The organism is Nitrospira sp. MA-1 (assembly GCA_032139905.1).
Lineage (GTDB): Bacteria > Nitrospirota > Nitrospiria > Nitrospirales > UBA8639 > Nitrospira_E.
Genome location: JAQJDB010000005.1, coordinates 70,158 through 95,455, shown reverse-complemented (window position 1 = coordinate 95,455; position 25,298 = coordinate 70,158). Strand labels below are relative to the sequence as shown.

Below are 25,298 nucleotides of genomic sequence, written 5' to 3'. Positions count from 1 at the left end.
ATACCGGAATGCCAATTTTCGCTGAAAAAGTTTTTATCCCGAGAATGGATGAGGCGACAGTGGTATACCTGAGCAAAATCAATAAGATAATCGGGAGGAAGGGATTGGAGCTGAAAATCTGACTTGAAGTCGCAGGAGCGGAAGCCTGGCTCCTTCTCCCACAAGGGGACCTGTTCCCTCGTGCCTCCGCTACGCTCCGGCCACCCCAAGGGGGGAATACCTCTAACCCCATTTGAGAGTAAGAAGAGTTTTTGAAGTACGAGAAGTCTATGCAGTCGGTAGGAAAAGTTGGTGCCGAAGGCGGGACTTGAACCCGCATGGGTTTCCCCACACGCCCCTCAAACGTGCGTGTCTGCCATTCCACCACTTCGGCACGAAGTAGGCAGATTATGAAACCTCCTGATGTCCTTGTCAACGAGGGGAGCGCGGAGTAGAATCCCGACCATTCATTGATCATCTGACCGTTCGGATTATAGCTCACCATGACCCGCTCAACCACTTCGCCCGCTCCCCTGACTCATTCCCAGCATTGGATCGGTGCCTTTTTCGATGTGGATAACACGTTGATTCCCGGCGCGTCGATTGAAATCGGGTTTTTCAGGTATCTCTGGCAGGACGGTGTCATGGGTTGGCCGGAGGTATGGCACAGCCTGGAATATGCCATTCGGCAAATGCCGCCCATTTCGTTCAACCCTCTGCGACGGAGGAAGCTGTATCTGATGGGGCATGATGTCTCCCTCATTGAACAGATGGCCAGCGAGTACGTGGAGTTATATGTTGTTCCACGGGTCTCAGCGAGGGCTTTGAATCGTTTATCCCGTCATCGGGATGCGGGACATGTCGTGGCCTTCGTCAGCGGATCCCCTGAGTTCTTGGTGAAACCACTGGCTGAGGCACTTGGAGTCTCCTTGGTATTTGGCGCAAGACCGGAATCCCAGGCAGGACTTTATACGGGAAAGGTGTTTGCCCCGTTGCCCTATGGTGAGGGAAAAGGCCGGTATGTGGAGCGCCTGGCCGCCCGCTTCAACCTGGACTTGACGCGTAGCTATGCCTATGGCGATAGCCCTGGAGATTTCCACGCACTCCAACTGGTTGGCCATCCCTTTGTGGTGAATCCCATTCGTGGCATGGCCCGCATTGCCCGCGAGCGGGGTTGGCCGATTACACAATGGGCTTAGGGGCTGCCATCAGCGATGACATTGCCCTCCTTGCTTGCGCTACTTTGACAGCTTCTCCCAATCTTTTGCATTTAACAGCCCCGCTATGTGTTTCACATGACCGAAAAATCCGACTCAACCCGATCTACCCGTGTGACAATCCTTCATCCCGGACAGCCATTTTCCGCACAATTCTCCTTTCCCCTCCCCCTCACCCCACACTTTGAGTACAATGTCCTCTGATGCGGGCGTGGAGTCGAGGGTTCTTATGAGCACTTTGCCTTCTTTAAAGATCACCGAAATTTTTCACAGCCTTCAAGGGGAATCCACCCGTGTGGGACAACCGTGCGTATTTGTCCGGTTAACGGGGTGCCCCCTTCGCTGCACCTGGTGTGACACGGAGTATGCCTTTTATGGTGGTACCACCATGCCGATTGAGGAAATTTTGGCGCAGGTGCAATCATATGGGTGTCCGCTCGTCGAGGTGACGGGTGGTGAACCATTGCATCAACCCGGCTCTCTGGTATTGTTAACACAATTATGCGACGCGGGATTTCAGGTGATGCTGGAAACCAGCGGGGCGTTTGATATTGCCAACGTGGATGAGCGGGTTTCGATTATTTTGGATGTCAAATGCCCAGGGAGTGGCATGACGGATCGGATGCGGTGGGATACCCTCACACATCTATCCGGAAAAGACGAAGTGAAGTTTGTGTTGAAAGACCGGGCCGATTATGAATGGGCGCGTGATATTGTGAACCAGTATTTATTGGGGGACCGCTGTCCCGTCCATATGAGTCCGGTCTTTGGAGTCCTCCATTTGCAACCCCTGGCTGAATGGATTCTGGAAGATCGACTGCCTGTTCGATTTCAACTCCAATTGCATAAAGTGATCTGGGATCCTGAAACCCGCGGCGTGTGACGCAACGGGAAAAGGGTCGTTTTACGGTAGGGGCGATTAATTTTTTGAGGAGGCGTATGAATATTCTTGTGAAGAGTGGTGAAGCCACCGCTGCAACAACGGACATGTTGGTATGTTTGGAATATGAACAAGACAAAACCTGGAGCAAAGTTGTTCAGTCGGTCGACCAGAAACTCGGTGGACAATTGAGCACCTTGCGCAAAAGTGAAGAATTTTCCGGTAAACCGAATAACACCGCCTTACTGCATATCGATGGGAAATTGCCCGCAAAACGCGTGCTTCTTGTCGGCCTGGGAACACGGGAGACGGTGACCTTGGAACGAATTCGTCAAGCGATGGGGACCGCTGCCAAACGCGCCCGCACCGCCAAGGCCAAAGGGATTATTTGCGTGATGCCGGACGTGCCAAAGAGCACCGGCCCTATTGATGACGTGGCTCAAGCCATGGTGGAAGGGTTCGTTCTTGGGGACTATCGGTTTAATGAGTACCGCACGGACCGTACGGACAATAACCACTCCTTGCAATCCTGCACCCTACTCACCCCCTCCAACGCTCACCTGAATGAGGCCAAAGATGGCGCCAAACGTGGCCAAATCCTTGGGGAGGCGACCTGTTTCGTCCGGGATTTGTGCAACCACCCCGCGAACGTGATGACCCCTTCCCGGGTCGTCACCGAAGCCAAAAAAATCGCCAGGGAAGCCAAAGTCCGGCTCAAAGTCTTGGACCGCAAACAGCAGGAAAAACTCGGCATGGGCGGATTATTGGGGGTCTCTCGAGGCAGCATCGAACCGCCTCAATTTATCATTCTGGAATATATGGGCGGTCCTCGCACCCAAAAACCCATTGTCTTTGTCGGCAAAACCGTGACATTTGATAGCGGTGGTATTTCCCTAAAACCATCAGAAAACATGGAACAGATGAAAGCCGACATGACCGGTGGTGCTGAAGTCTTGGCGACGATTCGAGCCGCCTCCCGACTCAAACTTCCGGTGAATGCGATCGGCCTCTTGCCTGTGACGGAAAACATGCCGGGGGGACGAGCTACTAAACCCGGCGATATCCTTACCATGCTCTCAGGAAAAACGGTGGAAGTCCAAAATACCGATGCAGAAGGACGTCTGATTCTTGCTGACGGCTTAAGCTATGCCTCACGGCTCAAACCCGCCTGCGTGATTGACATCGCCACACTGACCGGTGCGGCCTCTGTCGCGTTGGGACAATTCGCGATTGGCATGTTGGGTAATGACGACACCATGAAAGCCGAACTCAAAAAGGCTGGCAATCATGCCGGAGAACGAGTCTGGGAAATGCCCCTGTGGGATGAATATTTTGAGCAGCTTAAAAGTGACGTGGCGGACATGCGGAATATCGGTGGGCGCGGAGGCGGAATGATTACCGCGGCACTATTCTTATCAAAATTCGTCGGAGACCATCCCTGGGTCCATTTGGACATTGCCAGCACCGATTGGGGCACAACCGAACGTCCCTATGTTCCTAAAGGCCCGACTGGTATCGGGACCCGGTTGCTCATTCAGTATTTACTAAATCATGCCAATCGCTAGGTGGCCATACACGCGATGTCTATCGCTGAACTCGTAGGGCAACTATGTATGATCGGGTTCGAAGGGACGGAGGTCACTCCGGACCTTCGAGCCTGGATGCAGGAATTCCGACCGGGAGGGATCATTCTTTTTTCCCGAAACCTGGTTGACCCTGCTCAAATTGCACACCTCACGAACGACCTCCAAGCACTTGCCGGTGACATCCCGCTTCTCATCGGCATCGATCAAGAAGGTGGGCGCGTCTCCCGCCTTCCTTCAGGCTTTACCATCTTTCCTCCTGCATCAACCGTTGCCCACTCGGGATCCACGGAACTGGCCTACCAAGCCGCGGCCGTAACTGCTAAGGAGTTACGCGCCGTAGGGATTAATATGAATATGGCCCCGGTCCTGGACATTCATACAAATCCCTCCAATCCTATTATCGGAGATCGAGCGTTTGGGACCGAGCCGGAACAGGTGTGCCTCATGGGAGCGGCCACTCTTGCCGGCCTGCACGACCAACGCGTATTGGCCTGCGGAAAACATTTTCCTGGTCATGGCGATACCAGTACGGATTCACATGTGGAACTGCCGGTGGTCCATGCCTCCCGGGAGCGACTCGAAAGTGTGGAGCTCAAACCTTTTCAATACGCCATTGCTCACGGTCTTCAGGCCATGATGACGGCCCATGTCCACTATCCCGCCCTCGACCCCACAAATCCCGCAACCCTCTCTTCCATTATTTTGACAGACATGCTTCGGCAGCAGATGGGATTTCCCGGTGTCATTTTAAGCGACGACTTGGAAATGGGCGCCATTGTGAACCATGCGACAATCGGCGAGGCGGCTGTACGCTCGTTGCAAGCCGGAGTGGATATGTTATTGGTGTGCAAAACCCGCAGACTCGCAACCGATACCATTAACGCTGTTTGTGGTGCCGTTGAATCCAATGTGTTGGATCAAAGCCACCTTGAGGCTAGCCTGGCCCGCATAGCCTCCGTCAAACAGCAATTTGTCTCTCCCTATCATCCAATCAATGTTCCCTCCATTCTTGATACCGTCGGCCTTCCTGCTCATCGCCATGTGTTAGCACAGATCCAAGACCAAATTCGCACTTTGACCTGAATGGATAGAAAGCTTAAAGACGGATTACCGTCCATACTCCAATAGGCAGTCGAGGCTTCGTCTCCCACTGGACCACTTTATGGATACCAGCGATATCACTTACCTGACCAACTGACAAAAGAAGGCCATATCCCAATTCTGGACATTCCCTACAAAGATTTGTTTAGCTAATAACCTTGCTGTATAAACCGACACATCCAAACCTCTATTCCTATTGCTGATGACAGAATTTCATGATTCATTTCGAAAGCAAGGAGCATGGCCATGGCATTGAAAAAAGGGGACATAATCGACGAACGCAAACGGTTTCCGGATTCTTGCGGGCTGGTACTCAAGGTGATGGGCGGAGGGGAAGGTTTTGAAAAAATTCGGTGTTGCGGGCATGACCTGACCCAGGAAGATGTAGTTCCCTCGTTTAATCAAGAGCGGGGCCGCAGAGCAGGAGCCTTGGCAGTCGGCATGCCACTCAATGAGAAAATAGTTGCGACTGATTCCTGTGGACTTCGACTAATGGTGATGGCGGGAGGTGAGGGCTTTCAGGAAGTCATCTGCTGTGGTCATTCGTTTGGGGCGAGTGCAATTCAGAGTTTAGAGTTTGGTCAGATGCGGGGAGAGGACACGGGGCAGGAACACTCCCCCAACACCCCCCATCAGGGAACCGCCTAAGAGGACACATTCGACATGTTAGGGTGGACACCAGAATCGATCAAGCAATGGGTCAAATGGATGCAGTTCCTCGACCGGTGGGGCTATATCACGGCCTGCCTGAGTTTTCTCCTCGTGGGCATGCTGGTTTTCGGTTATAGTTGGGTGGCCTATGCTCAATCGGTACAGACCGGGTTTTTGCCGGCCACCATCACCTTACTGAATGACTTGCTGTTCGTCATCATTCTTTTGGAGTTGTTTCGCACGGTTTTAGGCTTCTTGCAAAACGACCGTATTCGCCTCGAACCCTTCCTCCATGTAGGGATTATCGCCTCCGTCCGAAGAATTCTCACCGCTGGAGCTGAATTTTCGCACCAGGATTCCGTCCCTGATGACATCTTTCGTCATTATCTTATGGATATGTCCCTGCATGTTGTCGTGATTTTAGTCCTCATGATCGCATTATATCTTCACCGAAAATCCGAACTCCCCGTAGTGCCTGTTTTCAACAAATAGCCCTTCCGAGTTCCAGTAATATTCTGTTTCTTATTCATCATTCCTACATCAAATTATTGTCAAAAATACCTGATGAACTTCTTTCATTCATATTGCATACCGCCGAGGGCTGTGGCAGTATAGCCTCCTTTTTGGACAACAATCGGTTGTGTTGGTCATCATGGAGTCTCTTCCTGAATTAGTTGGCACGGTCCATATTATCATGGGCCCTTATCGAGGAAATCCGATTGCACTATATATGTGCCAGGAGGAGTCCACCTGCCACATTTCTCCTCGCATCTATCCATGGAATCAAACTGTTGGATCTGGAGATACCCCCAATAAAGCCGCAGCAGACTTTGAAGCCAAGTGGAAAGAAAGGGACCTGGCCGACGACATGTATACCGGCCCTCATTGGGAAGGTGGCATCAAGCCAGAAAAACCCAAACCCGTTCCTCCTCCTAAACCCGCCACTCCTCCTGCAGCTAAGACCGCGGCCGCACAAGACACCAAAACTCCCTCACCTAAATCTCCAGCTCCGCCGGATCCACCTCAACCAGCCCCAGAAGCTGAAGACGCAGCTCCGTAAGACTCCGTCCTCTTCGCCATACCAGGTATTCTCTTTCGTAAAGACCATGTGCGAACTAAGCTAAAAAGGCCGAGGACAGGCTATGTCCGGCTGGCGGCAAACTGTCTTGCGGATTGTATCAATGCGATAAAAAGACGTTTTTGAATCGCGTCGTGCCGGTATAAAAACTCCGGATGCCATTGGACCCCAAGCCAGAATGGATGACGGGAAGATTCAATCGCTTCAATGACTCCATCTGGAGCAACCCCAGAGACTTGAAAGGACGGCGGAACAGATTTGATAGATTGATGGTGGGAACTATTCACAGCAATACTTAACCGCTTAGCGATACGCTGAAGGAGACTGTTGGGTTCAATGTCAATCAGATGGGCTGTTTTCGTTGCGGATTTGGTGGGACGATGTTCAATTTTGGTAGACATTTGAGAGGAAATATCCTGCAGCAGGGTTCCTCCCAAGGCCACATTCATGGATTGCATACCCCCGCAAATGCCTAGAGTCGGCAAACCCTGACGAAAGGCCAACTTGGATAGTCCTAGCTCAAGTTGCGCGCGGTCTTCACTCATTCGCTGAAAAGGATACCGCTGTTTCTCTCCATACAACTCAGGGGCTAAATCCGATCCGCTCCCGGTCACCAGGAGGCCGTCCAGCCGTTGTAAAAGATATTTCTGTTTTGCCAGGCCACGCACCAGGGGAAGCACTAAGGGCATTCCCCCGGCGTCCTGAATCGCCTGAAGGTACCTGGCCCGCAAAAAATAGGTGGGTTCTTTCCCACCCATATCCTTACGATTTCCAGGGTTAAAATCCGGTGTGATCCCAATGATAGGTTTGACCATGCCAGTCATTTCAACTTAGGCGGGTAGGTTTGATGAGTCCGTCTAAAGGGCTTGATCCTCGTATGCGGAAACCCCAATGAATCGAACGGGTTCATTCCCCTTCAGATGATCGGGCGTAATAACATACGTACCATAGAAGCTCGGTTCCCATACGGCTTTTGCCGTATCAAGGTCGCCACCCGTCAATCCATAGGTAAAGGTTCCCACAACCCCCCCCAAGATGGCATAGGCCAATTTAACGGGGAAATAGACCACGGTCAGCAAAGCACTCCCAATCCCAAGCCCCGCCTCATTAGTTGGGCTCGATAATTCGTGTTCGGCAGCCAGACTCACCCCAGTGGCACCCAGGCATAGGACCAGTGAAAAAGCCAATAACACACATACCCCGGTTACCTGGTTAAGCCCATCTCTCAATAAACCCTTGGATTGCCGCATAAGGAATACTCCTTCCTGTTTAATTTTTATGCAAACCTTCTGGTTGTTATTCTAATCATGAATGATTCGTCAGTCTTCTGTTTTTAAATAAAAAACAAAAAATTATAGCAAATTTAATACCTTCATAGTGAATGGGGGCCATCTTCTGTTTCAACCAGATCCAACTCAATGAAAATCTGCCTCTTGATTTCCTCGGCCTCCAGCTCAACAACCTTATCTGTCTCAGCAACAAGAGCATCTCCGGAAACCTGGATATTCTCCTGCTTGATTCCCTGATGAATAAAGGCATGGAGCTTGTGGAAACACAACAACTGTACCAACAAATCATGACTTTTTTCGCGATAGCTCTCCTGGTCCTCCACCGGAACGCTCCCTAGAACGACTTCCAACCAGGATGAATGCTGAAGTATTCCTTCAAGCTTGGCTATTTGGTTCTTTTTCATTACCACCTCAACTTGCACCCCGCCTTTCCAGCTGCGCTTTTTAACATTAAAAACACAGTGCACTGAATCTGAGTCACCCTCAACGGCTTCGGGGCCGTAAAAAAGGGTAATCCGAAAGAGGGGAATCTGAGGTGGTGAGAGTAATGACATTCTGGACCCACTCACTAATTAAAGGGCACAACACAGTATGAAGAATACGCAAAAACTTGGCTTGGGCATAGCCTTCTAAGCCTACCGTATTTAGGTTGACACTCGTCAATCTTGAAAGATAGAGTCTTTTTAGTTGAATATTTTCACAGTAAGCTGAAGGGAAAGGGGCTTCTCTATGTTCGGAACCATGGGGTTCTCTGAACTCATGATCATTCTGGTGATCATCCTGATTATTTTCGGGGCAGGTCGTCTCCCGCAAATCGGGGAAGGTGTCGGGAAAGCTCTAAAAGGCTTTAAGAAGGAAGTCGCCGATATCCCTCAACCTGTGGACCCCAATGAGCCACTTCCATCTGCACCGCCCGAACCAGCACAGGCTCAATCCCAACCGACTACCCCGGTAGGTACCCCGACAAATCAACCATTCCAGCCTGGTCCTGAACAAACGCCTGGAACCACGGCAGCGTTACTTTACCAGGGAGCAGGGCCTCAAGTGGTCCAGCCTTCAGCTAAATCTACTGTAGCCCCTAACTCTCCTCAAACCACGACAGCCCCCTCTGCACCGTTGCCGATGTCCATGGAGGATAGGCAAGCGCAACCCGCCCCTATGGCTTCGAGGCAATACCCTGCCCTCCCGGCTGGGGCACAGGCAAAGCCCGTGCTGAAGCGCCCTGCCGCTGTTGTCAATAAACAGGCCGTGGCCAGAGTCCAAGCCCAGCAAGCTGCAATGAAAGCCCAGACTTCCCAGCAGTCCGGATTAGCTCCACGAGATATGCAATCCTTAGGAGAAGGTCTTGGAAGTGCCGTACGCACCTTCCGGGATGCCGCAGCAGATATTAAAAATTCGATCGATCCTCAAATGCGCACCATTCAGGCCGAATTGGAGTCTGCCGAAAAAGAGATGCAAGACTCCATCGAAGTGGCTAAAGAGCCTCTGAACCCCAAAGAACGTTCAGGATCTGCCTAATCTTTTCTTGCTACCATTCCCTACCAGTCCTGCTATCCTTATCGGAGCCATTTGTTTCTATGGACTCATTGGATGTGTTATTGAATCCCCACCTGAACCACCCGAAACTGTCACCGAACGACTTATTCCACTTCTGACCGATACTCAGCCTGATATTCGACGGACCGCAGCTTTATCACTAGGGAAAATTGGTGATCCTCAGAGCGTACCAGCCCTTGTTCTCGCCTTATCGGACCCGGATGACCAGGTTCGACAATCAAGTGCATGGGCCTTGGGAACAATGGCCGAATCCTTATCGGATCAGTCTCTAGTTGCATTGGTTCAGCACCTTACAGATCCATCCGATTCAGTCAAAAAAGCTGTGGTATTGGCCTTGGGTCGAACAGCAGTGCATGAGGATTTATTGCAGGTATTAACCGAAGCCTACGCTATTTCCACAATTGACACCCAAAGAACCATTATCCAATCTCTCGCTCACTTTGAATTTCCATTTTCCTATTCCGTGTATCTCCAAGCTCTGGAAAGTCCAGATTCTCTCACACGTCAATCGGCAATTGCAGGGCTCGGTGAATTAGGTGATCCCAGAGGACTCCCATACTTACGCACCCATCTTCTCCAAGACCCAAGCGTGGGAGTGCGATCGGAAGCCGCATTTCGTTTAGGCAAATTGGGAACCAGTGCGGATGTGTCTGCACTGAAACAAGCCATGGAAACAGACCCGACCCCCAATGTGCATTTTTGGTCATCCTGGGCTCTTGTCCAAATTGGTCCGAATACCTAATCTCCACCAATTTTTCCTGGTCGACCTATTCATGATTCTCTCAGATTCCCAGTCAATACTGTCTCTAGATTAGAATCTTTCCATATTCAATGCGCCTGATTGAATACTCGAGATAAAGTTATTACAATTCGCCTTCTTTTTCTCAACGAGGCAATACATGAAGAAAATAAAAATAAATCTGCTCATAGGCTTAATGACAATACTTTCGAGCGTGAGTTGTGCCTCAGACCCGGTGAAGTGGTACAGGTCTGGCACCTCCCAGGAAACCTTTACCCGTGATAAATCGGATTGCGAGGAAGCTTTGCTCTCAACAGGAAGCACTCAAAGGGAAAAGGATATTTATTCCTTAGAAGGGTGCCTGGAGTCTAAAGGCTATACGGCTATCCCTCTTTCTTCTCAATAACGAAAAATCCAAAACTCGGTTTTAAAATAATCCTGGGGAGGATAAACTCTGGAGCTTTCGTAAAAAAACGGCTAGTCTCTTCGGGGGGTGGACAATGTGACGTTCTGATCATTTAGAATAATGAGGTGATAGCTCAAGATTGAAGAACGGGTTAAATAAGCGAACAAGAACATGAAAAAGGTCCTTCTGGTAGATGATGATCTCAATGCTCGGGAAGCCCTTCGCCTAGTCCTGGAATCCCAACAATTAGAATGTATTGAGGCCAGCAATGGATCGGAGGCCATCGCGTGGTTATCCACTCACCGAGCTGACTTAATCATTTCCGACAATCAAATGCCGGTTCTGGCAGGACTAGATTTCATTGACCAAATCAAGCTGCAAGAGAAAGAACCCATCCAAACCCCCGTCATCTTACTCAGTGGACATCTGAAAGAACAGGATAAACATCGTGCGCGCCAGGCAGGAGTCTTTGCTATTTTAGATAAACCCTGTAATTTTAGTCAGTTCCTGTCTATGGTTCAGCTAGCGTTAGACCAATAAGTCTGGTCTTTGCCATCCGGCTCTTCTCCTTAAAACGGTATTCTCCCCTTCCTCGATAAGAAAAAAGCTCCCCCTTAACTCCATAGCCTTCCTAATCAGTGCTAGACTTCCAATCCTTTAGCGGTATTTACCCATTAACCTTTTTCTCTATATCTCTTCACCAGGGGATGGATTTACTTCCCAACACAAATCCTTTCCCCGCCTTGGGAAGAGGTTGACCCAAGAGATTGAAAATTTTTCTCGTTGACCTTCGTCTTCAACAAAAGGAGTGATCTCATGCTGAAAATATTCGGAGGAATGATTATTGGGTCCCTCATGACCATGATACTCTTGGGCGGGGTATCTGCTGCTGACAAGGTTTTGGCAAATGCGCAAACCTTATATTTCGAACAGATCCAGCGACCAGACACCACCACCACACTTCTACTACTTGTTTTTTCAAGTATCTTCCTTGCGGTTCTGACTCTATGGCCCGCAAAGCCTGTTTTGGACACAAAGAAGATCACAAAACAATTGCGCCGGCACTGTTAGAAAATAAAAATCCTTCAATCCCCCGGAAGCAAAACAATTTAAGGTGAAACAATGGCCACGGGAGCCCTATTCCACTTGAGACCTTCAAGCGGACTCTCAGACAAAATTAATAAGCCTGCCATTTGTGCAATAGGAAAATGAATCTGCGTTAATTTTTTCATTAGTTTCTCAATAGGCATTGTCTTATCGGAAAAATAAGAAAGGAACAATTGAATCTCCCGTTCCCGTCTCCAATTCCTCATTCTAAAACCGAAGCATGAACGCGTGGTAGTAGGTTTTTGACCTAAGAACCGCCTGGGACGCGGCCATTAGAGTGGAAAGGGATGGCCTGCTTCCGTTTTCAGGACGATATATCCAAACCAATTTTCGGACATCACTGTTTCTGCGCCACCCCCCGCAAAACTTTTTTTAGGCGTTCTATTTATACGATTAATCCACCACCATTGGCCAAAAATGAGTCAATTTATCTCCCCAAAAAAGCCGAAATTAATGTGAACAGGCTTTCCCTAATGAACATATCCTCTTCCACCTCACCCTTTTCACCCCAGAATTCTCTATTAGCCCTCCAAAACCATTCTGACGGGCACAAGGCCAAACAATCACAAGTTACTCCCTCCATACAAAAAAAAATCGTGGAACTCCAGAATAGCGATCGTGATGTTAGAAATAACCAATAGGCAAACATAGCAGCATCAGGAAGACTAGCCAAAAGTGCGGCCAGATTTTCCTTTCAACGAGGGTCTGATGGGAAATTCTATGCGGTCGGAGGTGAAGTCAGTATTGCCACTTTTCTCATCCCAGGTAATCCACAATCCACCATACAAAAAGCCCAGTAAATTCGACCAGCAGCCCTAGCACCTGCAGATCTTCAGCCCAGGATCGGACGGTGGCCATGTCAGCCAATACGGGTCAGCCAATACCATTGAAGCGGCAGCCCGCAAAAAAATGCACCCAAAACCAAAGAAGACGGGATTCCGTCTGAAAAACCAACGGATGCTATATCCTCTCGTATTGATGTGTTCGCTTAGTACACACTTATTCACTCCTCGCTCAAATCTTCATATTTCTCTCACCTTGGAAGTCCCGTTTTTTATTGACGCCCCATTACAAAGCCTGCCCTACTAAAGTTCATCCACCATCTGATCGAAAATATCTGCAAACAAGTACATTAACCTAGTCATTAAATTTTAAAACTCGGCATACCTTTCCACTCACAAGAATCTCTTGCCCATTGCCTTCTCCACATTGAATAAACTCTTTCTCTCTCAAAAATGCGCATTTCACCAGCACATTCTGGAAATTGTGAGCCCGATATATGACATGCCCTCTCCAATGAAGTTGGCAACGGACTTGCTAAACCTTTTGTCACAAGACAAAGCATGGAAAGCTTATCATTAAACAAGCAGAGCCTTTCGTACGGATACATCAACATACCCAAGCACACAGAGAAAAAGTTCAACATTGGACCAGGTGCAATATCTCGAACTGATGGAGGCGAGGAAACCTATGAACATTGCGGAAAAAATGAAACATGACTGGAACGAACGAGCCCAACACCATGCCAGATTTTGGATTGCCACCGAGGCTTACCACACAGAGGAAATGTTTACTCAATCAGGAAAAAACACTGCCCAGGCCTTGCTGGCAACTCTCCCAGTCCCTCACCTGCCGTCGTGGAATGTTTTAGATATCGGATGCGGCATTGGCAGAGTCCTCAAAGCCCTCGCCTCCCATTTTCATCATTTAGTAGGTGTCGATGTCTCTTCCGCAATGATTGCCCAGAGCAAACAATGGTTAGCTGACTTTCCCCATATCCACACATATGAAACCTCTGGGGTGGATCTTTTGGAATTTCCTCACTCCTCATTTGATCTAGTCTATTCCTATGTCACATTTCAGCATATGCCTCGTCCTGTATTTGAACGGTACCTGAGAGAAATCCACCGCGTCTTGACTCCTAAGGGGTATCTGGTCTTTCAACTGCCCATAGGCCATTTTCAAGACGTTCCTCTCGAGGACACCATTGGGATACGGTCGTATTCCAATCAGGAAATTGAGGAAAGCCTTAGGCGGAACGGCCTAGGTTTTCATCCATCATCGGATCCCGAATTCACAGAATTATCTGACCCACACAGCCATCGATTCCGACTGGCACAAAAGATCGGTCCAATAAGCACCCCTGTCCCAATGGACTGGGAGGAGTTGAAACAACCGCACTTTGTCTCTGAATGGGATAACCATCTTTATGGCATTTATGCCGACCACTGCGCGGATGCAGGCAACTATCAAGAAGGAATTCAGACGTTGCAAATGCTGGTCAATAAGAATCCGGTAAATTTAGAAGGAAGGTTACGGTTGGCAGCATTATTAATCAAAACCGGACAGCTACCAAAAGCTTTTGCCACCATGAAAGAAATCATCACCCTCCACCCTGGCTACGAAGAAGGCCATCGAACGCTCAGACAACTCATCGAGAAATGCCCTGATCTAAAGCCAGCTAGAATTCCTTCCTTATCCACAACCAGTCACCATTCTCCGGCTGACGCATCACGAAATATTCCTGCTTTGACCAACAGGGAATATTCAACCACTGAAGTCTGAACACAAAATAAACTAGCCAGAGGGGCTCCCGTCAGGCGTCAATGGGGAATGAACATGTTTGTGTAAATTTTGACTTTCCAATAGCCTTCCATTTGTTATAATCATCTTCACAAGTCGTAAAACAATTCCTTTATCTCTCACCACCAAATTAGGAGGAAAGCATGGCAAAAAAACCATTGGCATTGGTGTCAACATTTTTTCTGGTCATGGGAATGTCAGGCATGGCGTTAGGGAATCCCCCAAACAATGGTCCAGGTTGCGGATTAGGGAAACTCGCGTGGGAACAGTCCAGCCAAAATGAAAGCATTGGTGGTCAGGTCCTGATGGCCACCACCAATGGTACCGGCTTTCAAACTTTTGCAATCAGTTCAGGCACTTCCGGTTGCACCAATGATGGGAAAATTTTTGCATCCGAAAAAGTCAATGTGTTTACAGCCCTGAATTTCGACAACCTATCCCAAGAAATGGCGCAAGGCCAAGGAGAACATTTGACATCACTAGCCACATTAATGGGGATACCTCAAGAACAGCACCCAGAGTTTTTTTCAATGACGCAAGAGAAATATTCGACTCTGGTGCAAGCCGGAGAAAGTTCACCGAAAGCCGTTGTGAAAGCAATAAATAACGCGATGCAGGGCCACATTATTTTAGCCCAAACCACAACCAACAAGTAAATTCCGAAAGGCTCCGGCTCTTAGAGGCGGAGCCTTATCGTCTCTCAATTTTCTCTCCCCGCATGTGGTAATACGCCTTCTTATTGGCCTTTGGCTATTTTCTTTCCATTTTTTTGTCTCCCCCATACAAGGGGCAACCCCACTGTATCTTCAAGAATTGAATGAGCAAGCCGTCAGGGACAAACTCCATGAGCAACGCTACTGGCACCTCTTACTTCATTACCAGCCAAGCCTCTTTGGTGGTCACACCAGCGAAGTGGATGATCCAGGGTTTTTCCTATCAGAAAATGGGAAAGAAGATCCCGAGGCTGAGTTACGGGCAACAATTTCCTTCTTTTTTTCTGATAAATTGGTCGGTCGGTCACAACAACCTGCCCAGTGCGCCTTTGTCGCCCGCTATCATTGGCTGAAAGAAAAATTAAAATTTGAAGAGGCTAAACTCCCTTCTCACGAATGTGAACGGTTTCATCATTGGTATGATGAATTTGATGCCGAATTTATTTCCATGATTTTCCCCTCAGCCTTTATGGGGAACCCAGCTTCCATGTTTGGGCACACTTTCCTCAGAGTTGATCCAAAAGGCCAAACCGAACAAACACGGATTCTCGCCTATACGATTAACTATGCGGCAGAGGTGCCGCCCAATCCTGGAATTGAATACGCTTACAAAGGAGTATTTGGAGGATACAAAGGGTTTTTTTCGACTATTCCCTATTATATGAAAGTCAAAGAATACGGAGACATTGAAAATCGAGACATCTGGGAATATCGCTTGAATTTTTCTCCCGATCAAATTCATCGGCTGTTGATGCATGTGTGGGAATTAGGGAATGCCTATTTCGACTATTACTTCTTTAAAGAAAATTGTGCGTACCATATCCTCTCTTTATTGGAAGTGGCCGATCCCAATCTGCATCTGACCGATCAGTTTCATTTTGCTACGATTCCAGGCAACACCATTCGCCTCCTTTTTCGTTACAAAGGATTGGTCAAAGAGAGCGTGTACCGACCTGCTCGCAGCACTCTGCTTAAAAGAAAGCGAAGCGATTTGGAGAAACAAGAAACCTCGTTACTTCCTAAACTCCTCAACGATCCTCATTTGACAGAGCGATTTGAATTTCGCCAACTACCAAGGAATCGCCAAATTTTTCTTCTGGATTTCGCATCAGACGTATTACGATATAAAGCCGCAACCGATCAAGACAAGTCTGAAGACTATAAGGCCAAAAATCGATCTATATTAGTGACGCGCAGTCAAATAAAAATACCTTCGCCCTCCTTTCATGTGGAGCCATTTTCCCTTTCCCCCGATCACGGACACAATTCACTAAGAGTCGGCGAGGGATTCGGGTGGAGAAACCATGAGATATTCGAAGAAATCAGCGTCCGAGCCGCCTATCACGATCTCCTAGATCCTGACGCAGGATATACCCAAGATGCCCAAATAGAATTACTTGATTTACGGTTGAGGCATTATCACAGCCGAAATCAATTTCGAGTAGAACGTTTTACTTTTGCAAATATCCTCTCCTTGGCCCCCATTGATTCCTTGTTCATTTCGCCCTCATGGAAATTTAATGTTGGAATGGACACCGTCAAGACCTCAAGTTGCGACCTCTGTTCTAACGGAAACATTAATGCAGGAATCGGTGGAGCCCAAGAAACTCAGATCTTTAAACGGGAGGTCTTTTTTCTCCTTGGGGAGATAGATGCCAACGTCAGTGGCGCGTACAAAGAAAATCATCGAGTGGGGGGAGGAATATCTGGCGGCGTGATGGCCACAATCACTCCGAGATGGAAATGGCTCATTTCAGCAGGATATTTGTATTATCCCCTTGGAGATCGATCGCATGACATCCCTGTTTCTGTGGGACAACGATGGACATTTGCCAAAAATTTCGCGGTGCGCGCCACGTTCACTCACCATGATCGTGACAATGAAGTTCTCACTGTTCTTCACGGATATTTCTAACTCCCAAAGGGCCCAGGCCTGCCTGGGCCTTACTTCGCAAAAGCTTTAACAGAAACATAAAACCTAAAACAAAAAACCAATGCCCCCCAAAAAATATTCACTCCTGAAATTTAAGGAAAGTTCCTTCCAATGGTAATTCGCAGAGAAATATTTGTATTCTCCAAATACAAACCATCGTTCGGTAATGAATAGTTGCATGCCTCCTAGAAACTGATATCCAGGAGCCGTTCCTGTTTCAAAATTTTTATCTTTTCTTCCTGGAATATCGGCATTTCTTAAAATTCCGTTTGAAAGCCCGCCTCCTATGCCCGCATACGGTCGGAACAGAGTCCCTGGATATCGCACGATAAGATTGACCATGGACTGATAAGTTATAAGGCTGCTGTTACCCTTTGTCGGTCTCAAACTACTGTCTATGGGAAAACGGATTGAATTATTATTTCCAAATGATTCCAATTCAAGACCAAGGAATCCACTGGCAAAATGAGGGAAGAACCCTACCTTAAATCCCAAACCAGGATCTCCATTCAGCTTCTCGCCTGAAACCTCTCTGCTTTTAAACGAAACTCCCTTATTTAAAGGTTGTGACCCCATACCATAGCCCGCCAAATAAATCTCAATGTCATCCAAAGCCTCCAAACGACAGGGAAGAAAAATTGCCACAACCCAGGAAAGGAGCAATACAAATTTTATGGAAAAATACAACTCTCTCTCCGAGTAAATTCTAAATCAACATGCTTAAGAAACCTTAGATCGCCTGAAATTATATTCCAGGTGCTCTTGCCTAATATGTCAAGAAAACACACTAGGAAATGAAATTCGCCTCTTTTGGTCCCATCCTTTTTCACCATTATATTCTTCAGCCAAATGAAAAACCGCCGGATTCTTTGTTGGATAATGATCTGATTGGCGTCAATGCGGAGGTAACGCTCAGCCTTGCCAAACCCTACGACATAGAGCTTGCCCGCCTAGGCAGTGAGGGATTACGTCCATCTGCTGTGTTGGGCCGATCCGAAGGTTTTTGCCTTGGCAAATGGTGCACATTTCCCAGAGTATCAGGGACCAAACTGGGCCTCGAGGGGAACTGACGCTCAAAAAAGTTGTGGGGCGGGAGGTTTTTAGTCCTATGGCTTTTACGAAAAGCCAGTAGGGGGAGAGAATTGGCTATTCAGCAGTTTCTACAAGAACAAAGCAGAGCGAAGAGGAACCTCGTCAATTAAATTATCCCACAGTATGGCCACGAAGATTTTAATGCAAAAACAGGCTTTCCCCTTTGGCTGGAAAGAGCCTATCTGAAAATAGAGGCATGTACTTTATAGTTTGAGAAACTGGCCTATGCAATAAAAATTACCATCACTATCTAGGTCTAGGTGTTTGGACTACTTTTCCCGGAAAAAAAAAAGGGATTGTCCTAAGTCACCCTTAGGACAATCCCACAAAAAAATTAATTTACTAACCGATTACGAACCATGCACGATAGTGCACCACTCACCCCAGATTCCAAGAATATTTTTTGCAGAATGATCAACGTAGGTAATCTGAGTTATTCCACCATTCGCCATGGCCTTTTCCTGACTAGCATCACCTGTCGCAACCATAGCAAGAATTGAAGTTGCACAGGCTGTTCCAGTTTTAGTCCCAGCAGCGCCATCAGTAACTTGGTTGCCGAATTTAGCTTCAGTATAGGCCCATCCTGCAACAGGTGAGGCTACCCCCATACATCCGGTCAAATTGAGTAAACAAAACCCTAAAAAACCAGCAATTAGCAGATTTTTCATTTCCTGCCTCCCATTAAAGTTATTGGATTGTAAGTGGCACTTTATCCCAGATAATTGTTTTCATTTAAGTAGCCTATTCCCCTATTAATGTCAAGAAAAAATTCCCACCCCAGAGTTCGATAAAGGATCGGTATTTGCAAAGTATCATGACTTGTGGAAGCGTTGACACGCTCTCCATTTTGGAGAAATGCCTTATGTGAAGCAATGAACCCCTACTCATTTTTCATCGAAAAATACGCCCCTCTCACAAGAACATCTCAAATGGGTCAACCGTCCTGATTCAAAAAAAGACAGATAGCCCTTTCCCCAGGCCCCTCTTTTTTGATTAGATGAAGCAGCAAGCCAAGAGAGGGAACTTCCATCACCATAGCCAATTTCAATTTGAGCATGTAAATGAGTTTAGAAGATGAATTTTGCGATATCATTAAAAAGGCTCGTTTTGGGCAAGGGCTGGGGATTGAGACCCTGGCGGAATTGGCGAAAATGGAGCAGGCCGACATGGAGGACCTTGAGAAAGGTAACCGAACTCCGACCAAAAGCGAAATTCATGGAATCAGCCAGGCCTTGCACCTACGCGTTGACCCCCTGATTAACCTGACTTTGGACGGATGGTTACCTCAACCGCAACCAGAGTGGACGACTGAACACGATCTTGTTCAGACCATCAAAGGCGATATTGGCGGGTATGAAGTCAAAGGGTATCTATTAACTGATCCGGTCACCAACCAGACCATTATGATTGATACTGGGTACAATGCCAAACAGATGCTTTCGAGCATCTCCCAACGTGAATTGACCTTGATCGGCGTCTGCCTCACCCATGGGCATACGGATCATGCGGGAGGGCTGAAAGAGATTTTGGCTCAATGGCCAGTGCCGGTCTATCTGGGTAATGGCGATTTCGACCTGCTCCCCTGGACGCCGCCTGACGCCTCAATAAAAATACCAGCCGACCATCAGATGATTGCCCTGGGGGATTTGACGGTTGAATGCTTGGCCACCCCGGGCCATACCCCTGGAGGATTTTGCTACCTGTTATCGCTCAAAGGCCAAACCCTGTGTTTTGTGGGAGATACGCTCTTTTCCGGGTCGGTAGGGCGCTCCAACCCTTTTTCCCTGTATCCACGGCATTTGCAATCCGTTCGCCATACCCTGTTACACTTACCAAAAGACACCGCCTTGTTTCCTGGCCATGGTCCCTCCACGACAGTGCTTGAGGAACAAGCGCACAATCCATTTGCCTAATATTGAATATCAGACCAATTCCTGGCTTGGCATTCAATAAGGACGTGTTAATGGATCACGAATCGCCTACACATTCAACGCCTTCGGAGAACAACCCAACACCCCCACCTTCTCTATTGAATCCTATTGCTCCCACCGATTCACTGCCTTCAACTAACCCAATTTCCCCTCCACCTCTGATCATGCCAATCTCCAAAGACGCCATGCTTCGAGAACGCACACTCGAAACATCCTCCCGCGGAATAGGTCATTGGCATTCAATTCAACCTGACCGGCTCGACTCTCGAGATGAGGTGGATGAATTCCCACCTCCAACTCCCAGCGCCTTTTCCCAATGGGGACTTCCTATTTTGCTCTTTGGGCTCACCATATTTACTACACTCTGGGCAGGAGCATTTCAGGTTAATATGAAACCAGTCAACGGGGCCTGGGATTTTTTAATGCGTTATCCCGGCTCTTTAGTCAATGGGATCCCCTTTGCCGCAACCCTATTAGGAATCCTCGTCACCCATGAATTCGGGCATTACCTTCTCTCCCGCATCCATCGTGTTCCCGCGTCCTTACCGCTGTTCATTCCCGGTCCCCCACATTTCATTGGTACCTTTGGGGCGGTCATTCGCATGCGATCCGCAATCATGAATCGTCGCGCGCTTTTTGATATTGGCGTTGCAGGTCCCATTGCCGGATTTATCGCCGCAGTTGTTGCCATTATTATCGGCCTCTCTTTCTCCCATATCGTCCCCAGATCCCAAACGTATGGGTTACAGTTGGGCGAACCTCTCCTGCTGCAATGGTTTGCCTGGCTCATGTTTGGCCCAATTCCACCCACGCACGATATTGTGCTCCATCCGATTGCTTTTGCCGCGTGGTTCGGGTTTTTCGTCACCGCGATTAATTTATTACCCTTGGGGCAATTGGACGGAGGCCATGTGGCATTTGCGGTATTAGGCCGTCGACAACGCTCCCTGGCATTGGGCACGATTCCCATCCTCATTTATTTGGGCCTCACGGGTTGGCCTGGGTGGATTCTCTGGGTCGGATTGGCCAGCCTTGTCGGGATTGCCCACCCGCCAGTTATGGACCCGCACACGGTTTTGGGTAAACACCGGCGATGGGTCGCCTGGGCGGCCTTGGCTATTTTCATTGTGACTTTTGCTCCGGTGCCGTTTTCAGTTGGATGACGACATGCTAGCCCCCTTGTCGTTGTTTTTGGAATGCCATCCGTATTCCCGACTCTCGTTTTCGTACTTGCACTCTCAGCCCACTCACGAAAAGGAACCGTCATCTCATGAGTGATTATCAATCCCAATTACACACCTACATTCAAGATCAGCGCCCCAACTTTGAAGACCTTTTAGGTCAGATGGTAGAAGTGCCATCAGTAAGTTCAGACCCTGAGCATGCCCACGATATGCACCGAATGGCCCAATTAGCCGTTCAATACCTGGAACAATTTGGAGCCAAGGCCTCTATCGTGAACACCAAGGGTTACCCAAGCGTAGCTGGCGAATGGGTGGCCGGTCGACAACACCCCAGTCTGACCATTTACAATCATCTCGATGTCCAACCGGCTCAAGAACCCGAATGGCGTCAGCCTCCCTTTGCCTTTAAAAAGGATGGTGATCGGTACTGTGGCCGTGGGGCAACGGATGATAAAGGCCCGGCGTTAACCGCCCTCTTTGCTGCAAAATTCGCAAGAGAAGTCGGCATTCCCCTAAACATTCGGATCCTCTGGGAATTGGAGGAAGAAATTGCCAGCCCGAATTTCCCCGAGGTCCTTCAAAACCGTAAAGCTGTCCCACCGTCTGATTCGGTACTGGTGTCCGACACGATTTGGGTGGCGAAGGATCGCCCGGCCCTCTCCTGTGGGCTTCGTGGTTTGTTGGTCGCCAAGTTGCTGCTTCGCACAGGGGAAACCGATATTCATTCCGGTCTCACGGGCGGCGGGGCGCGCAATCCCTTGGCTGAATTATGTGACGCCGCCTATTCCTGCTTGGACGCGAAAACCGGACGCGTGAAAATCCCAGGATTCTACGATGATGTCGTCCCGCCCACCCGAACCGAAATGAAAAATTTTCTGGCATCAGGATTTCAGGTTCGCCTTTTTAAAGAGGCCTATCAACTGCGATCGCTTCGAACCTCCGATCCTCAAGATTTACTCAAACGGATCTGGGCCTCTCCCACCTTTGAAGTGCATGGATTAACGGGTGGGCACATGGGACCAGGCGTCAAAACCATTGTGCCGGCCTGTGGCGAACTCAAAGTGAGTATGCGATTAGTTCCAAATCAACATCCCTCAAAAATTTTCCGACTCCTGAAAAAACATCTTCGTGCCCGCAATCCTGATATTGAAGTGATTAATGATGGAGAACTGGAACCCTATCATGGAATTTCCGATGGCCCCTATGCGGAGGCGCTGCAAGAGGCGGTAGCCCAGGGCTTTGGACGCCGACCGGTGTTTGTGCGGGAAGGTGGATCTATTGGGGCCATTGCGGTGTTACAACGCGCCTGGAAGGTCCCGATTCTGTTTATGGGTCTCAGCCTACCCGAACATGGGTACCATGCCCCCAATGAATATTTCGATTGGGGACAAGCTTCAGGGGGGATACAAGCCTTCGTGCACTACTTCGATCACTTGAGTCGGATGCGACCGGATAAATCCAAGACCCGCCTCAAACCGACAACAGGCTAAGGTCCTGGAGAAGGAGGAGAAGATAGGTCATGAAAATGCACGAGGGTTCGAACGTAGGCGAGGACATTGCGCCGTTGCTCTTCTGACAATTGATCACTCCAGCCATGCATGGCCGTTCGGGGAACTCCATTGGCAAGGATCTCAAGGAGTTCTTCATCGGTTTTGGTAGAGGTGGCTGCCGAAACTAGATTTCCGGGGCGAGGGGCCAACAGGGCCGCCCGTGGACCATCACCCCGTCCTTCCGCCCCATGACATTCCAGACAATGAATACGATAGAGGTCTCGCCCCTGCTTCCCTTCGGGTTGCGCTTCAACGTCCCTTGTCTCATAGGAAGCGGTAAAGCCTAAAAGGATCAGGACGCATATCCACAGCAACCGATTCATCCGTCAAATTGTACTGCATGAATCTCTGAACTTCAAAAATTTCTAGCCTGTCTGACTCACGATGCTTCACTTAGGGAACTCGCGTGATTTCCAGTGTTCCTTATTTTTTATTGACTGCGCAACAATATCCGGAGCGGAATGCCCTCAAAACCATATTCCGTCCTGATGGAGTTTTCTAGATAACGGAGGTAGGAGGCTGGAACTTTTGGTGCGGATTTAACAAATAACGCAAAGGTAGGCGGCTTGGTCGCGACCTGAGTGATAAATACGGATTTTTTTGGATTGCCTCGGACCAACGTCATGGGATTTTTTTCCAGAAGTTCCTGAACAAAGAGGTTCAGCTTACGGGTCTGAATACGCTTGGAAAAATCTGCCACTACCTGATCAATCTTTGGAAAGATTCGCGTGAGCGTTTCCGATTGAATGGCGGCACCAAAGACAACCGGCACATAGGTAAAAAATGGAAACCGCCGAGCTAATTCAAGATTGTAGGCGGGGTACGCCTCACGATCATCCGCGCGCAAGTCCCATTTATTCACGAGGATAATACAGCCTCGCCCTTGCTTACTGATTAAGCCGGCAATTTTCGTATCTTGTTCTGTGACTCCTTCTACCCCATCCAAAACCAGCACGGCAACATCAGATCGTCCCAACGCTCGAATGGCTCGCACGACACTATAGCCTTCAATTCCACGCTCGATCCGCCCCCTTCGCCGGAGACCTGCCGTATCTGTAAAGATATACCGTCGCCCATGAAGACTGACCATTGAATCAATTGGATCGCGGGTCGTTCCTGGGATATCACTAACAATGAGTCGTTGTTCACCGAGAATGGCATTGACCAGCGTCGACTTACCCACATTGGGTCGACCCACCACCGCAATCCTTGGGATCTCTCTTTGGACTTCATTCTCGGTGGCTTGAGGAAGATAGGGCAAAAGGGCTTCCAGTAATTCATCCACTCCTAATCCTCCTTCGGCCGAAATAGGGAAAATCTCCTTTGCCCCTAATTTGTAGAAATCGGCCAAGAGCGGTTCAGCCTGAGGAGTATCAATCTTGTTGACCGCCAGAAAAACGGGCTTGGTCACCGGTCGCAATAGCTTAACCAGGTCCGCATCCAGCGGAGACAACCCCACACGGCCATCCATGACCGCAATGATCAGATCAGCCTCCTCAATAGCCGCTTGGGTTTGAAATTTGATCTGTTCCACAATGACATCGTCGGTGGTCAGATCCAGCCCACCGGTGTCGACCAACGTGAATATCCGATTTTGATAATCGCACTCTGCCGTGTTTCTATCCCGAGTGACCCCTGATACATCATCTACAATTGCCGTGCGATGGCCGACAATCCGATTAAACAGCGTAGATTTCCCTACATTCGGCCGTCCCACCAGGGCTACCAATGGTCTATGTGGGGGTGGTTCCAAGGGAAATTCGACAGGCAGATCAGACGATAGGGACGATTCCAGAGATGGTCTGGTACGGGAGCGAGGGGTGCGAGAACGGGAAGATCGAGCCATTGGACAGCAAATAACCTAATAGGGTGGAGCAAATTGGTAGGAAAATTAATTTTCAGGCGTCCGGTCGTCTACCAGATCAACAAGACGATTTATCAAAGGAACCCGCCCAGTGATAGCCTGGATAAAGCTACCCAGTCAACTATCTGGAAATTAACCTTCATTAAGACCCTGATTTTTCCTCAGCCACACGGTAATTTATCGAGGAAGATCTTTTCTGCAGTTGGATCCATTTTGAGAAATGGATCCCTTCGAATTCTTTAGCTATTTGGTATCAACTATGACAGGTATTCGAAAGGGTTAGGCTTTTTTGTGGTCAACCCAGCCAATCCCACTGGTAGGTTCAATTATTCAGAAGATTGAAGCAGGGGAAAAGCCTCTAAAACTACGCCATGCAAAATTCAATGTAAAAAAATTAATTACACATGGAGATGTTTCATCGCTGCCGCACAAAGTATGATAAACACCCCCATCCACAATGCTACACGCTGAAATGGAACTGGCTCTATGGCCATCTCTTCTAATTCTTCGCTTGTCTCACCACCTGTGGGTTCATTTTTAAAGATAATGGTGTATAGAAAGATGGTCAGAATTCCTAGCACCAAGAACAATTTAATAAAGAAAACAGTAAGGTATTTGGCATGATGGGAGACACCTTCCCCAGACTGCATGACCATCCCCTCACTGACATAATGGAGATTGAATCCTCCAGTAAAAAGGATAACTACCAAGAGAATCCCGACCACCCGTTTATATTGCTGATAAAAGGTTTCAGATATTGGTCGGATAAATTGTTTTGGAACAGTGTTTTTGAGACAGGGCGTTACGGCCATAACAAGAAACGCCAAACCACCAATCCACACCACGGCAGACAGTAGG

26 protein-coding genes and 1 tRNA gene are annotated in these 25,298 nt (G+C 48.5%); 18 read left to right on the top strand and 9 right to left on the bottom strand.

From position 1 onward, the window contains the following. Window positions 1–289: 289 nt before the first annotated feature. Window positions 290–373: transfer RNA gene (locus PJI16_05015), tRNA-Leu, on the bottom strand. A gap of 109 nt (window positions 374–482) precedes the next feature. Between PJI16_05015 and PJI16_05010 the strand changes: the two genes are divergently transcribed. The 7 genes from PJI16_05010 (at window position 483) to PJI16_04980 (ending at window position 6,474) form a co-directional block, all read left to right on the top strand. After that, on the top strand, window positions 483–1,178 hold the full coding sequence (locus PJI16_05010; protein ID MDT3776917.1) for an HAD-IB family hydrolase: 696 nt from the start codon (window positions 483–485) through the stop codon (window positions 1,176–1,178). 247 nt (window positions 1,179–1,425) lie between these two features. After that, a complete protein-coding gene (gene queE / locus PJI16_05005; protein ID MDT3776916.1) occupies window positions 1,426–2,079 on the top strand; it encodes a 7-carboxy-7-deazaguanine synthase QueE in 654 nt (217 codons plus the stop codon). A gap of 56 nt (window positions 2,080–2,135) precedes the next feature. Next, on the top strand, window positions 2,136–3,641 hold the full coding sequence (locus PJI16_05000) for a leucyl aminopeptidase (GenBank protein ID MDT3776915.1): 1,506 nt from the start codon (window positions 2,136–2,138) through the stop codon (window positions 3,639–3,641). A 15-nt stretch (window positions 3,642–3,656) separates the two neighbouring features. Continuing rightward, on the top strand, window positions 3,657–4,745 hold the full coding sequence (gene nagZ, locus PJI16_04995; protein ID MDT3776914.1) for a beta-N-acetylhexosaminidase: 1,089 nt from the start codon (window positions 3,657–3,659) through the stop codon (window positions 4,743–4,745). 264 nt (window positions 4,746–5,009) lie between these two features. Continuing rightward, the gene (locus tag PJI16_04990; protein ID MDT3776913.1) at window positions 5,010–5,411 is read left to right on the top strand and encodes a hypothetical protein; all 402 of its coding nucleotides are present in this window, start codon (window positions 5,010–5,012) and stop codon (window positions 5,409–5,411) included. A gap of 15 nt (window positions 5,412–5,426) precedes the next feature. Further along, window positions 5,427–5,906: a phosphate-starvation-inducible PsiE family protein gene (locus PJI16_04985; GenBank protein ID MDT3776912.1), complete on the top strand. Its 480-nt coding sequence runs from the start codon at window positions 5,427–5,429 to the stop codon at window positions 5,904–5,906. Between the two features lie 148 nt (window positions 5,907–6,054). Then, complete coding sequence (locus PJI16_04980; protein MDT3776911.1) at window positions 6,055–6,474, top strand: hypothetical protein; 420 nt, start codon at window positions 6,055–6,057, stop codon at window positions 6,472–6,474. An 80-nt stretch (window positions 6,475–6,554) separates the two neighbouring features. Here the strand turns inward: PJI16_04980 and PJI16_04975 are convergent, their stop codons facing one another. From PJI16_04975 to PJI16_04965, 3 genes are all read right to left on the bottom strand, one after another. After that, a complete protein-coding gene (locus PJI16_04975) occupies window positions 6,555–7,307 on the bottom strand; it encodes a gamma-glutamyl-gamma-aminobutyrate hydrolase family protein (protein ID MDT3776910.1) in 753 nt (250 codons plus the stop codon). Window positions 7,308–7,349: 42 nt separating this feature from the next. Further along, entirely contained in the window at window positions 7,350–7,742 is a 393-nt protein-coding gene (locus PJI16_04970) for a hypothetical protein (protein ID MDT3776909.1), read from the bottom strand. Window positions 7,743–7,864: 122 nt separating this feature from the next. Further along, window positions 7,865–8,185: a hypothetical protein gene (locus PJI16_04965; protein ID MDT3776908.1), complete on the bottom strand. Its 321-nt coding sequence runs from the start codon at window positions 8,183–8,185 to the stop codon at window positions 7,865–7,867. Window positions 8,186–8,510: 325 nt separating this feature from the next. Here PJI16_04965 and tatA point away from each other — a divergent pair, with 325 nt between their 5' ends. The 8 genes from tatA (at window position 8,511) to PJI16_04925 (ending at window position 16,801) form a co-directional block, all read left to right on the top strand. Beyond that, a complete protein-coding gene (tatA, locus tag PJI16_04960; protein ID MDT3776907.1) occupies window positions 8,511–9,299 on the top strand; it encodes a twin-arginine translocase TatA/TatE family subunit in 789 nt (262 codons plus the stop codon). 7 nt (window positions 9,300–9,306) lie between these two features. Beyond that, window positions 9,307–10,080 carry a HEAT repeat domain-containing protein gene (locus tag PJI16_04955; protein MDT3776906.1) on the top strand — a complete coding sequence of 258 codons (774 nt, stop codon included), beginning with the start codon at window positions 9,307–9,309 and terminating at the stop codon, window positions 10,078–10,080. 157 nt (window positions 10,081–10,237) lie between these two features. Further along, window positions 10,238–10,483 (top strand): hypothetical protein, encoded by a 246-nt coding sequence (locus PJI16_04950; protein ID MDT3776905.1) that lies wholly within the window; start codon window positions 10,238–10,240, stop codon window positions 10,481–10,483. Window positions 10,484–10,654: 171 nt separating this feature from the next. Next, entirely contained in the window at window positions 10,655–11,023 is a 369-nt protein-coding gene (locus tag PJI16_04945) for a response regulator (protein ID MDT3776904.1), read from the top strand. 276 nt (window positions 11,024–11,299) lie between these two features. Continuing rightward, on the top strand, window positions 11,300–11,554 hold the full coding sequence (locus PJI16_04940; GenBank protein ID MDT3776903.1) for a hypothetical protein: 255 nt from the start codon (window positions 11,300–11,302) through the stop codon (window positions 11,552–11,554). Between the two features lie 1,506 nt (window positions 11,555–13,060). Further along, a complete protein-coding gene (locus PJI16_04935) occupies window positions 13,061–14,155 on the top strand; it encodes a methyltransferase domain-containing protein (GenBank protein MDT3776902.1) in 1,095 nt (364 codons plus the stop codon). A gap of 161 nt (window positions 14,156–14,316) precedes the next feature. After that, on the top strand, window positions 14,317–14,829 hold the full coding sequence (locus tag PJI16_04930; protein MDT3776901.1) for a DUF3015 family protein: 513 nt from the start codon (window positions 14,317–14,319) through the stop codon (window positions 14,827–14,829). 157 nt (window positions 14,830–14,986) lie between these two features. Continuing rightward, window positions 14,987–16,801 carry a DUF4105 domain-containing protein gene (locus PJI16_04925; protein ID MDT3776900.1) on the top strand — a complete coding sequence of 605 codons (1,815 nt, stop codon included), beginning with the start codon at window positions 14,987–14,989 and terminating at the stop codon, window positions 16,799–16,801. Between the two features lie 63 nt (window positions 16,802–16,864). On the opposite strand, the gene PJI16_04920 is transcribed toward PJI16_04925, so the two are convergent. Together PJI16_04920 and PJI16_04915 are read right to left on the bottom strand one after the other, a co-directional pair. Further along, the gene (locus tag PJI16_04920; protein MDT3776899.1) at window positions 16,865–17,506 is read right to left on the bottom strand and encodes an outer membrane beta-barrel protein; all 642 of its coding nucleotides are present in this window, start codon (window positions 17,504–17,506) and stop codon (window positions 16,865–16,867) included. Window positions 17,507–18,261: 755 nt separating this feature from the next. Beyond that, window positions 18,262–18,579, bottom strand: a complete 318-nt coding sequence (locus PJI16_04915) for a TRL-like family protein (protein MDT3776898.1) — start codon at window positions 18,577–18,579, stop codon at window positions 18,262–18,264. 393 nt (window positions 18,580–18,972) lie between these two features. Between PJI16_04915 and PJI16_04910 the strand changes: the two genes are divergently transcribed. The 3 genes from PJI16_04910 (at window position 18,973) to PJI16_04900 (ending at window position 22,516) form a co-directional block, all read left to right on the top strand. Further along, window positions 18,973–19,824 carry an MBL fold metallo-hydrolase gene (locus PJI16_04910; GenBank protein ID MDT3776897.1) on the top strand — a complete coding sequence of 284 codons (852 nt, stop codon included), beginning with the start codon at window positions 18,973–18,975 and terminating at the stop codon, window positions 19,822–19,824. Window positions 19,825–19,874: 50 nt separating this feature from the next. Then, window positions 19,875–21,005: a site-2 protease family protein gene (locus PJI16_04905; protein MDT3776896.1), complete on the top strand. Its 1,131-nt coding sequence runs from the start codon at window positions 19,875–19,877 to the stop codon at window positions 21,003–21,005. Between the two features lie 107 nt (window positions 21,006–21,112). Then, window positions 21,113–22,516 carry a M20/M25/M40 family metallo-hydrolase gene (locus tag PJI16_04900; protein ID MDT3776895.1) on the top strand — a complete coding sequence of 468 codons (1,404 nt, stop codon included), beginning with the start codon at window positions 21,113–21,115 and terminating at the stop codon, window positions 22,514–22,516. On the opposite strand, the gene PJI16_04895 is transcribed toward PJI16_04900, so the two are convergent. The 3 genes from PJI16_04895 to PJI16_04885 form a co-directional block, all read right to left on the bottom strand. Next, complete coding sequence (locus PJI16_04895; protein MDT3776894.1) at window positions 22,513–22,899, bottom strand: cytochrome c; 387 nt, start codon at window positions 22,897–22,899, stop codon at window positions 22,513–22,515. The genes PJI16_04900 and PJI16_04895 overlap by 4 nt on opposite strands. Window positions 22,900–23,006: 107 nt before the next feature. Beyond that, a complete protein-coding gene (der, locus tag PJI16_04890; GenBank protein MDT3776893.1) occupies window positions 23,007–24,422 on the bottom strand; it encodes a ribosome biogenesis GTPase Der in 1,416 nt (471 codons plus the stop codon). A 416-nt stretch (window positions 24,423–24,838) separates the two neighbouring features. Next, entirely contained in the window at window positions 24,839–25,252 is a 414-nt protein-coding gene (locus tag PJI16_04885) for a hypothetical protein (GenBank protein MDT3776892.1), read from the bottom strand. Between the last annotated feature and the right edge of the window lie 46 nt (window positions 25,253–25,298).

What these genes read in the sequence shown, in the direction of transcription:
- PJI16_04970 (MDT3776909.1), bottom strand. Translation starts at nt 7,742, where the DNA reads ATGCGGCAATCCAAGGGTTTATTGAGAGATGGGCTTAACCAGGTAACC.
- PJI16_04965 (MDT3776908.1), bottom strand. Translation starts at nt 8,185, where the DNA reads ATGAAAAAGAACCAAATAGCCAAGCTTGAAGGAATACTTCAGCATTCA.
- PJI16_04905 (MDT3776896.1), top strand. Translation starts at nt 19,875, where the DNA reads ATGGATCACGAATCGCCTACACATTCAACGCCTTCGGAGAACAACCCA.
- PJI16_04885 (MDT3776892.1), bottom strand. Translation starts at nt 25,252, where the DNA reads ATGGCCGTAACGCCCTGTCTCAAAAACACTGTTCCAAAACAATTTATC.
- PJI16_04900 (MDT3776895.1), top strand. Translation starts at nt 21,113, where the DNA reads ATGAGTGATTATCAATCCCAATTACACACCTACATTCAAGATCAGCGC.
- PJI16_04915 (MDT3776898.1), bottom strand. Translation starts at nt 18,579, where the DNA reads ATGAAAAATCTGCTAATTGCTGGTTTTTTAGGGTTTTGTTTACTCAAT.
- tatA (MDT3776907.1), top strand. Translation starts at nt 8,511, where the DNA reads ATGTTCGGAACCATGGGGTTCTCTGAACTCATGATCATTCTGGTGATC.
- PJI16_04985 (MDT3776912.1), top strand. Translation starts at nt 5,427, where the DNA reads ATGTTAGGGTGGACACCAGAATCGATCAAGCAATGGGTCAAATGGATG.
- PJI16_04895 (MDT3776894.1), bottom strand. Translation starts at nt 22,899, where the DNA reads ATGAATCGGTTGCTGTGGATATGCGTCCTGATCCTTTTAGGCTTTACC.
- PJI16_04950 (MDT3776905.1), top strand. Translation starts at nt 10,238, where the DNA reads ATGAAGAAAATAAAAATAAATCTGCTCATAGGCTTAATGACAATACTT.
- der (MDT3776893.1), bottom strand. Translation starts at nt 24,422, where the DNA reads ATGGCTCGATCTTCCCGTTCTCGCACCCCTCGCTCCCGTACCAGACCA.
- PJI16_04910 (MDT3776897.1), top strand. Translation starts at nt 18,973, where the DNA reads ATGAGTTTAGAAGATGAATTTTGCGATATCATTAAAAAGGCTCGTTTT.
- nagZ (MDT3776914.1), top strand. Translation starts at nt 3,657, where the DNA reads ATGTCTATCGCTGAACTCGTAGGGCAACTATGTATGATCGGGTTCGAA.
- PJI16_05000 (MDT3776915.1), top strand. Translation starts at nt 2,136, where the DNA reads ATGAATATTCTTGTGAAGAGTGGTGAAGCCACCGCTGCAACAACGGAC.
- PJI16_04930 (MDT3776901.1), top strand. Translation starts at nt 14,317, where the DNA reads ATGGCAAAAAAACCATTGGCATTGGTGTCAACATTTTTTCTGGTCATG.
- PJI16_04945 (MDT3776904.1), top strand. Translation starts at nt 10,655, where the DNA reads ATGAAAAAGGTCCTTCTGGTAGATGATGATCTCAATGCTCGGGAAGCC.
- queE (MDT3776916.1), top strand. Translation starts at nt 1,426, where the DNA reads ATGAGCACTTTGCCTTCTTTAAAGATCACCGAAATTTTTCACAGCCTT.
- PJI16_04940 (MDT3776903.1), top strand. Translation starts at nt 11,300, where the DNA reads ATGCTGAAAATATTCGGAGGAATGATTATTGGGTCCCTCATGACCATG.
- PJI16_04990 (MDT3776913.1), top strand. Translation starts at nt 5,010, where the DNA reads ATGGCATTGAAAAAAGGGGACATAATCGACGAACGCAAACGGTTTCCG.
- PJI16_04935 (MDT3776902.1), top strand. Translation starts at nt 13,061, where the DNA reads ATGAACATTGCGGAAAAAATGAAACATGACTGGAACGAACGAGCCCAA.
- PJI16_05010 (MDT3776917.1), top strand. Translation starts at nt 483, where the DNA reads ATGACCCGCTCAACCACTTCGCCCGCTCCCCTGACTCATTCCCAGCAT.
- PJI16_04975 (MDT3776910.1), bottom strand. Translation starts at nt 7,307, where the DNA reads ATGGTCAAACCTATCATTGGGATCACACCGGATTTTAACCCTGGAAAT.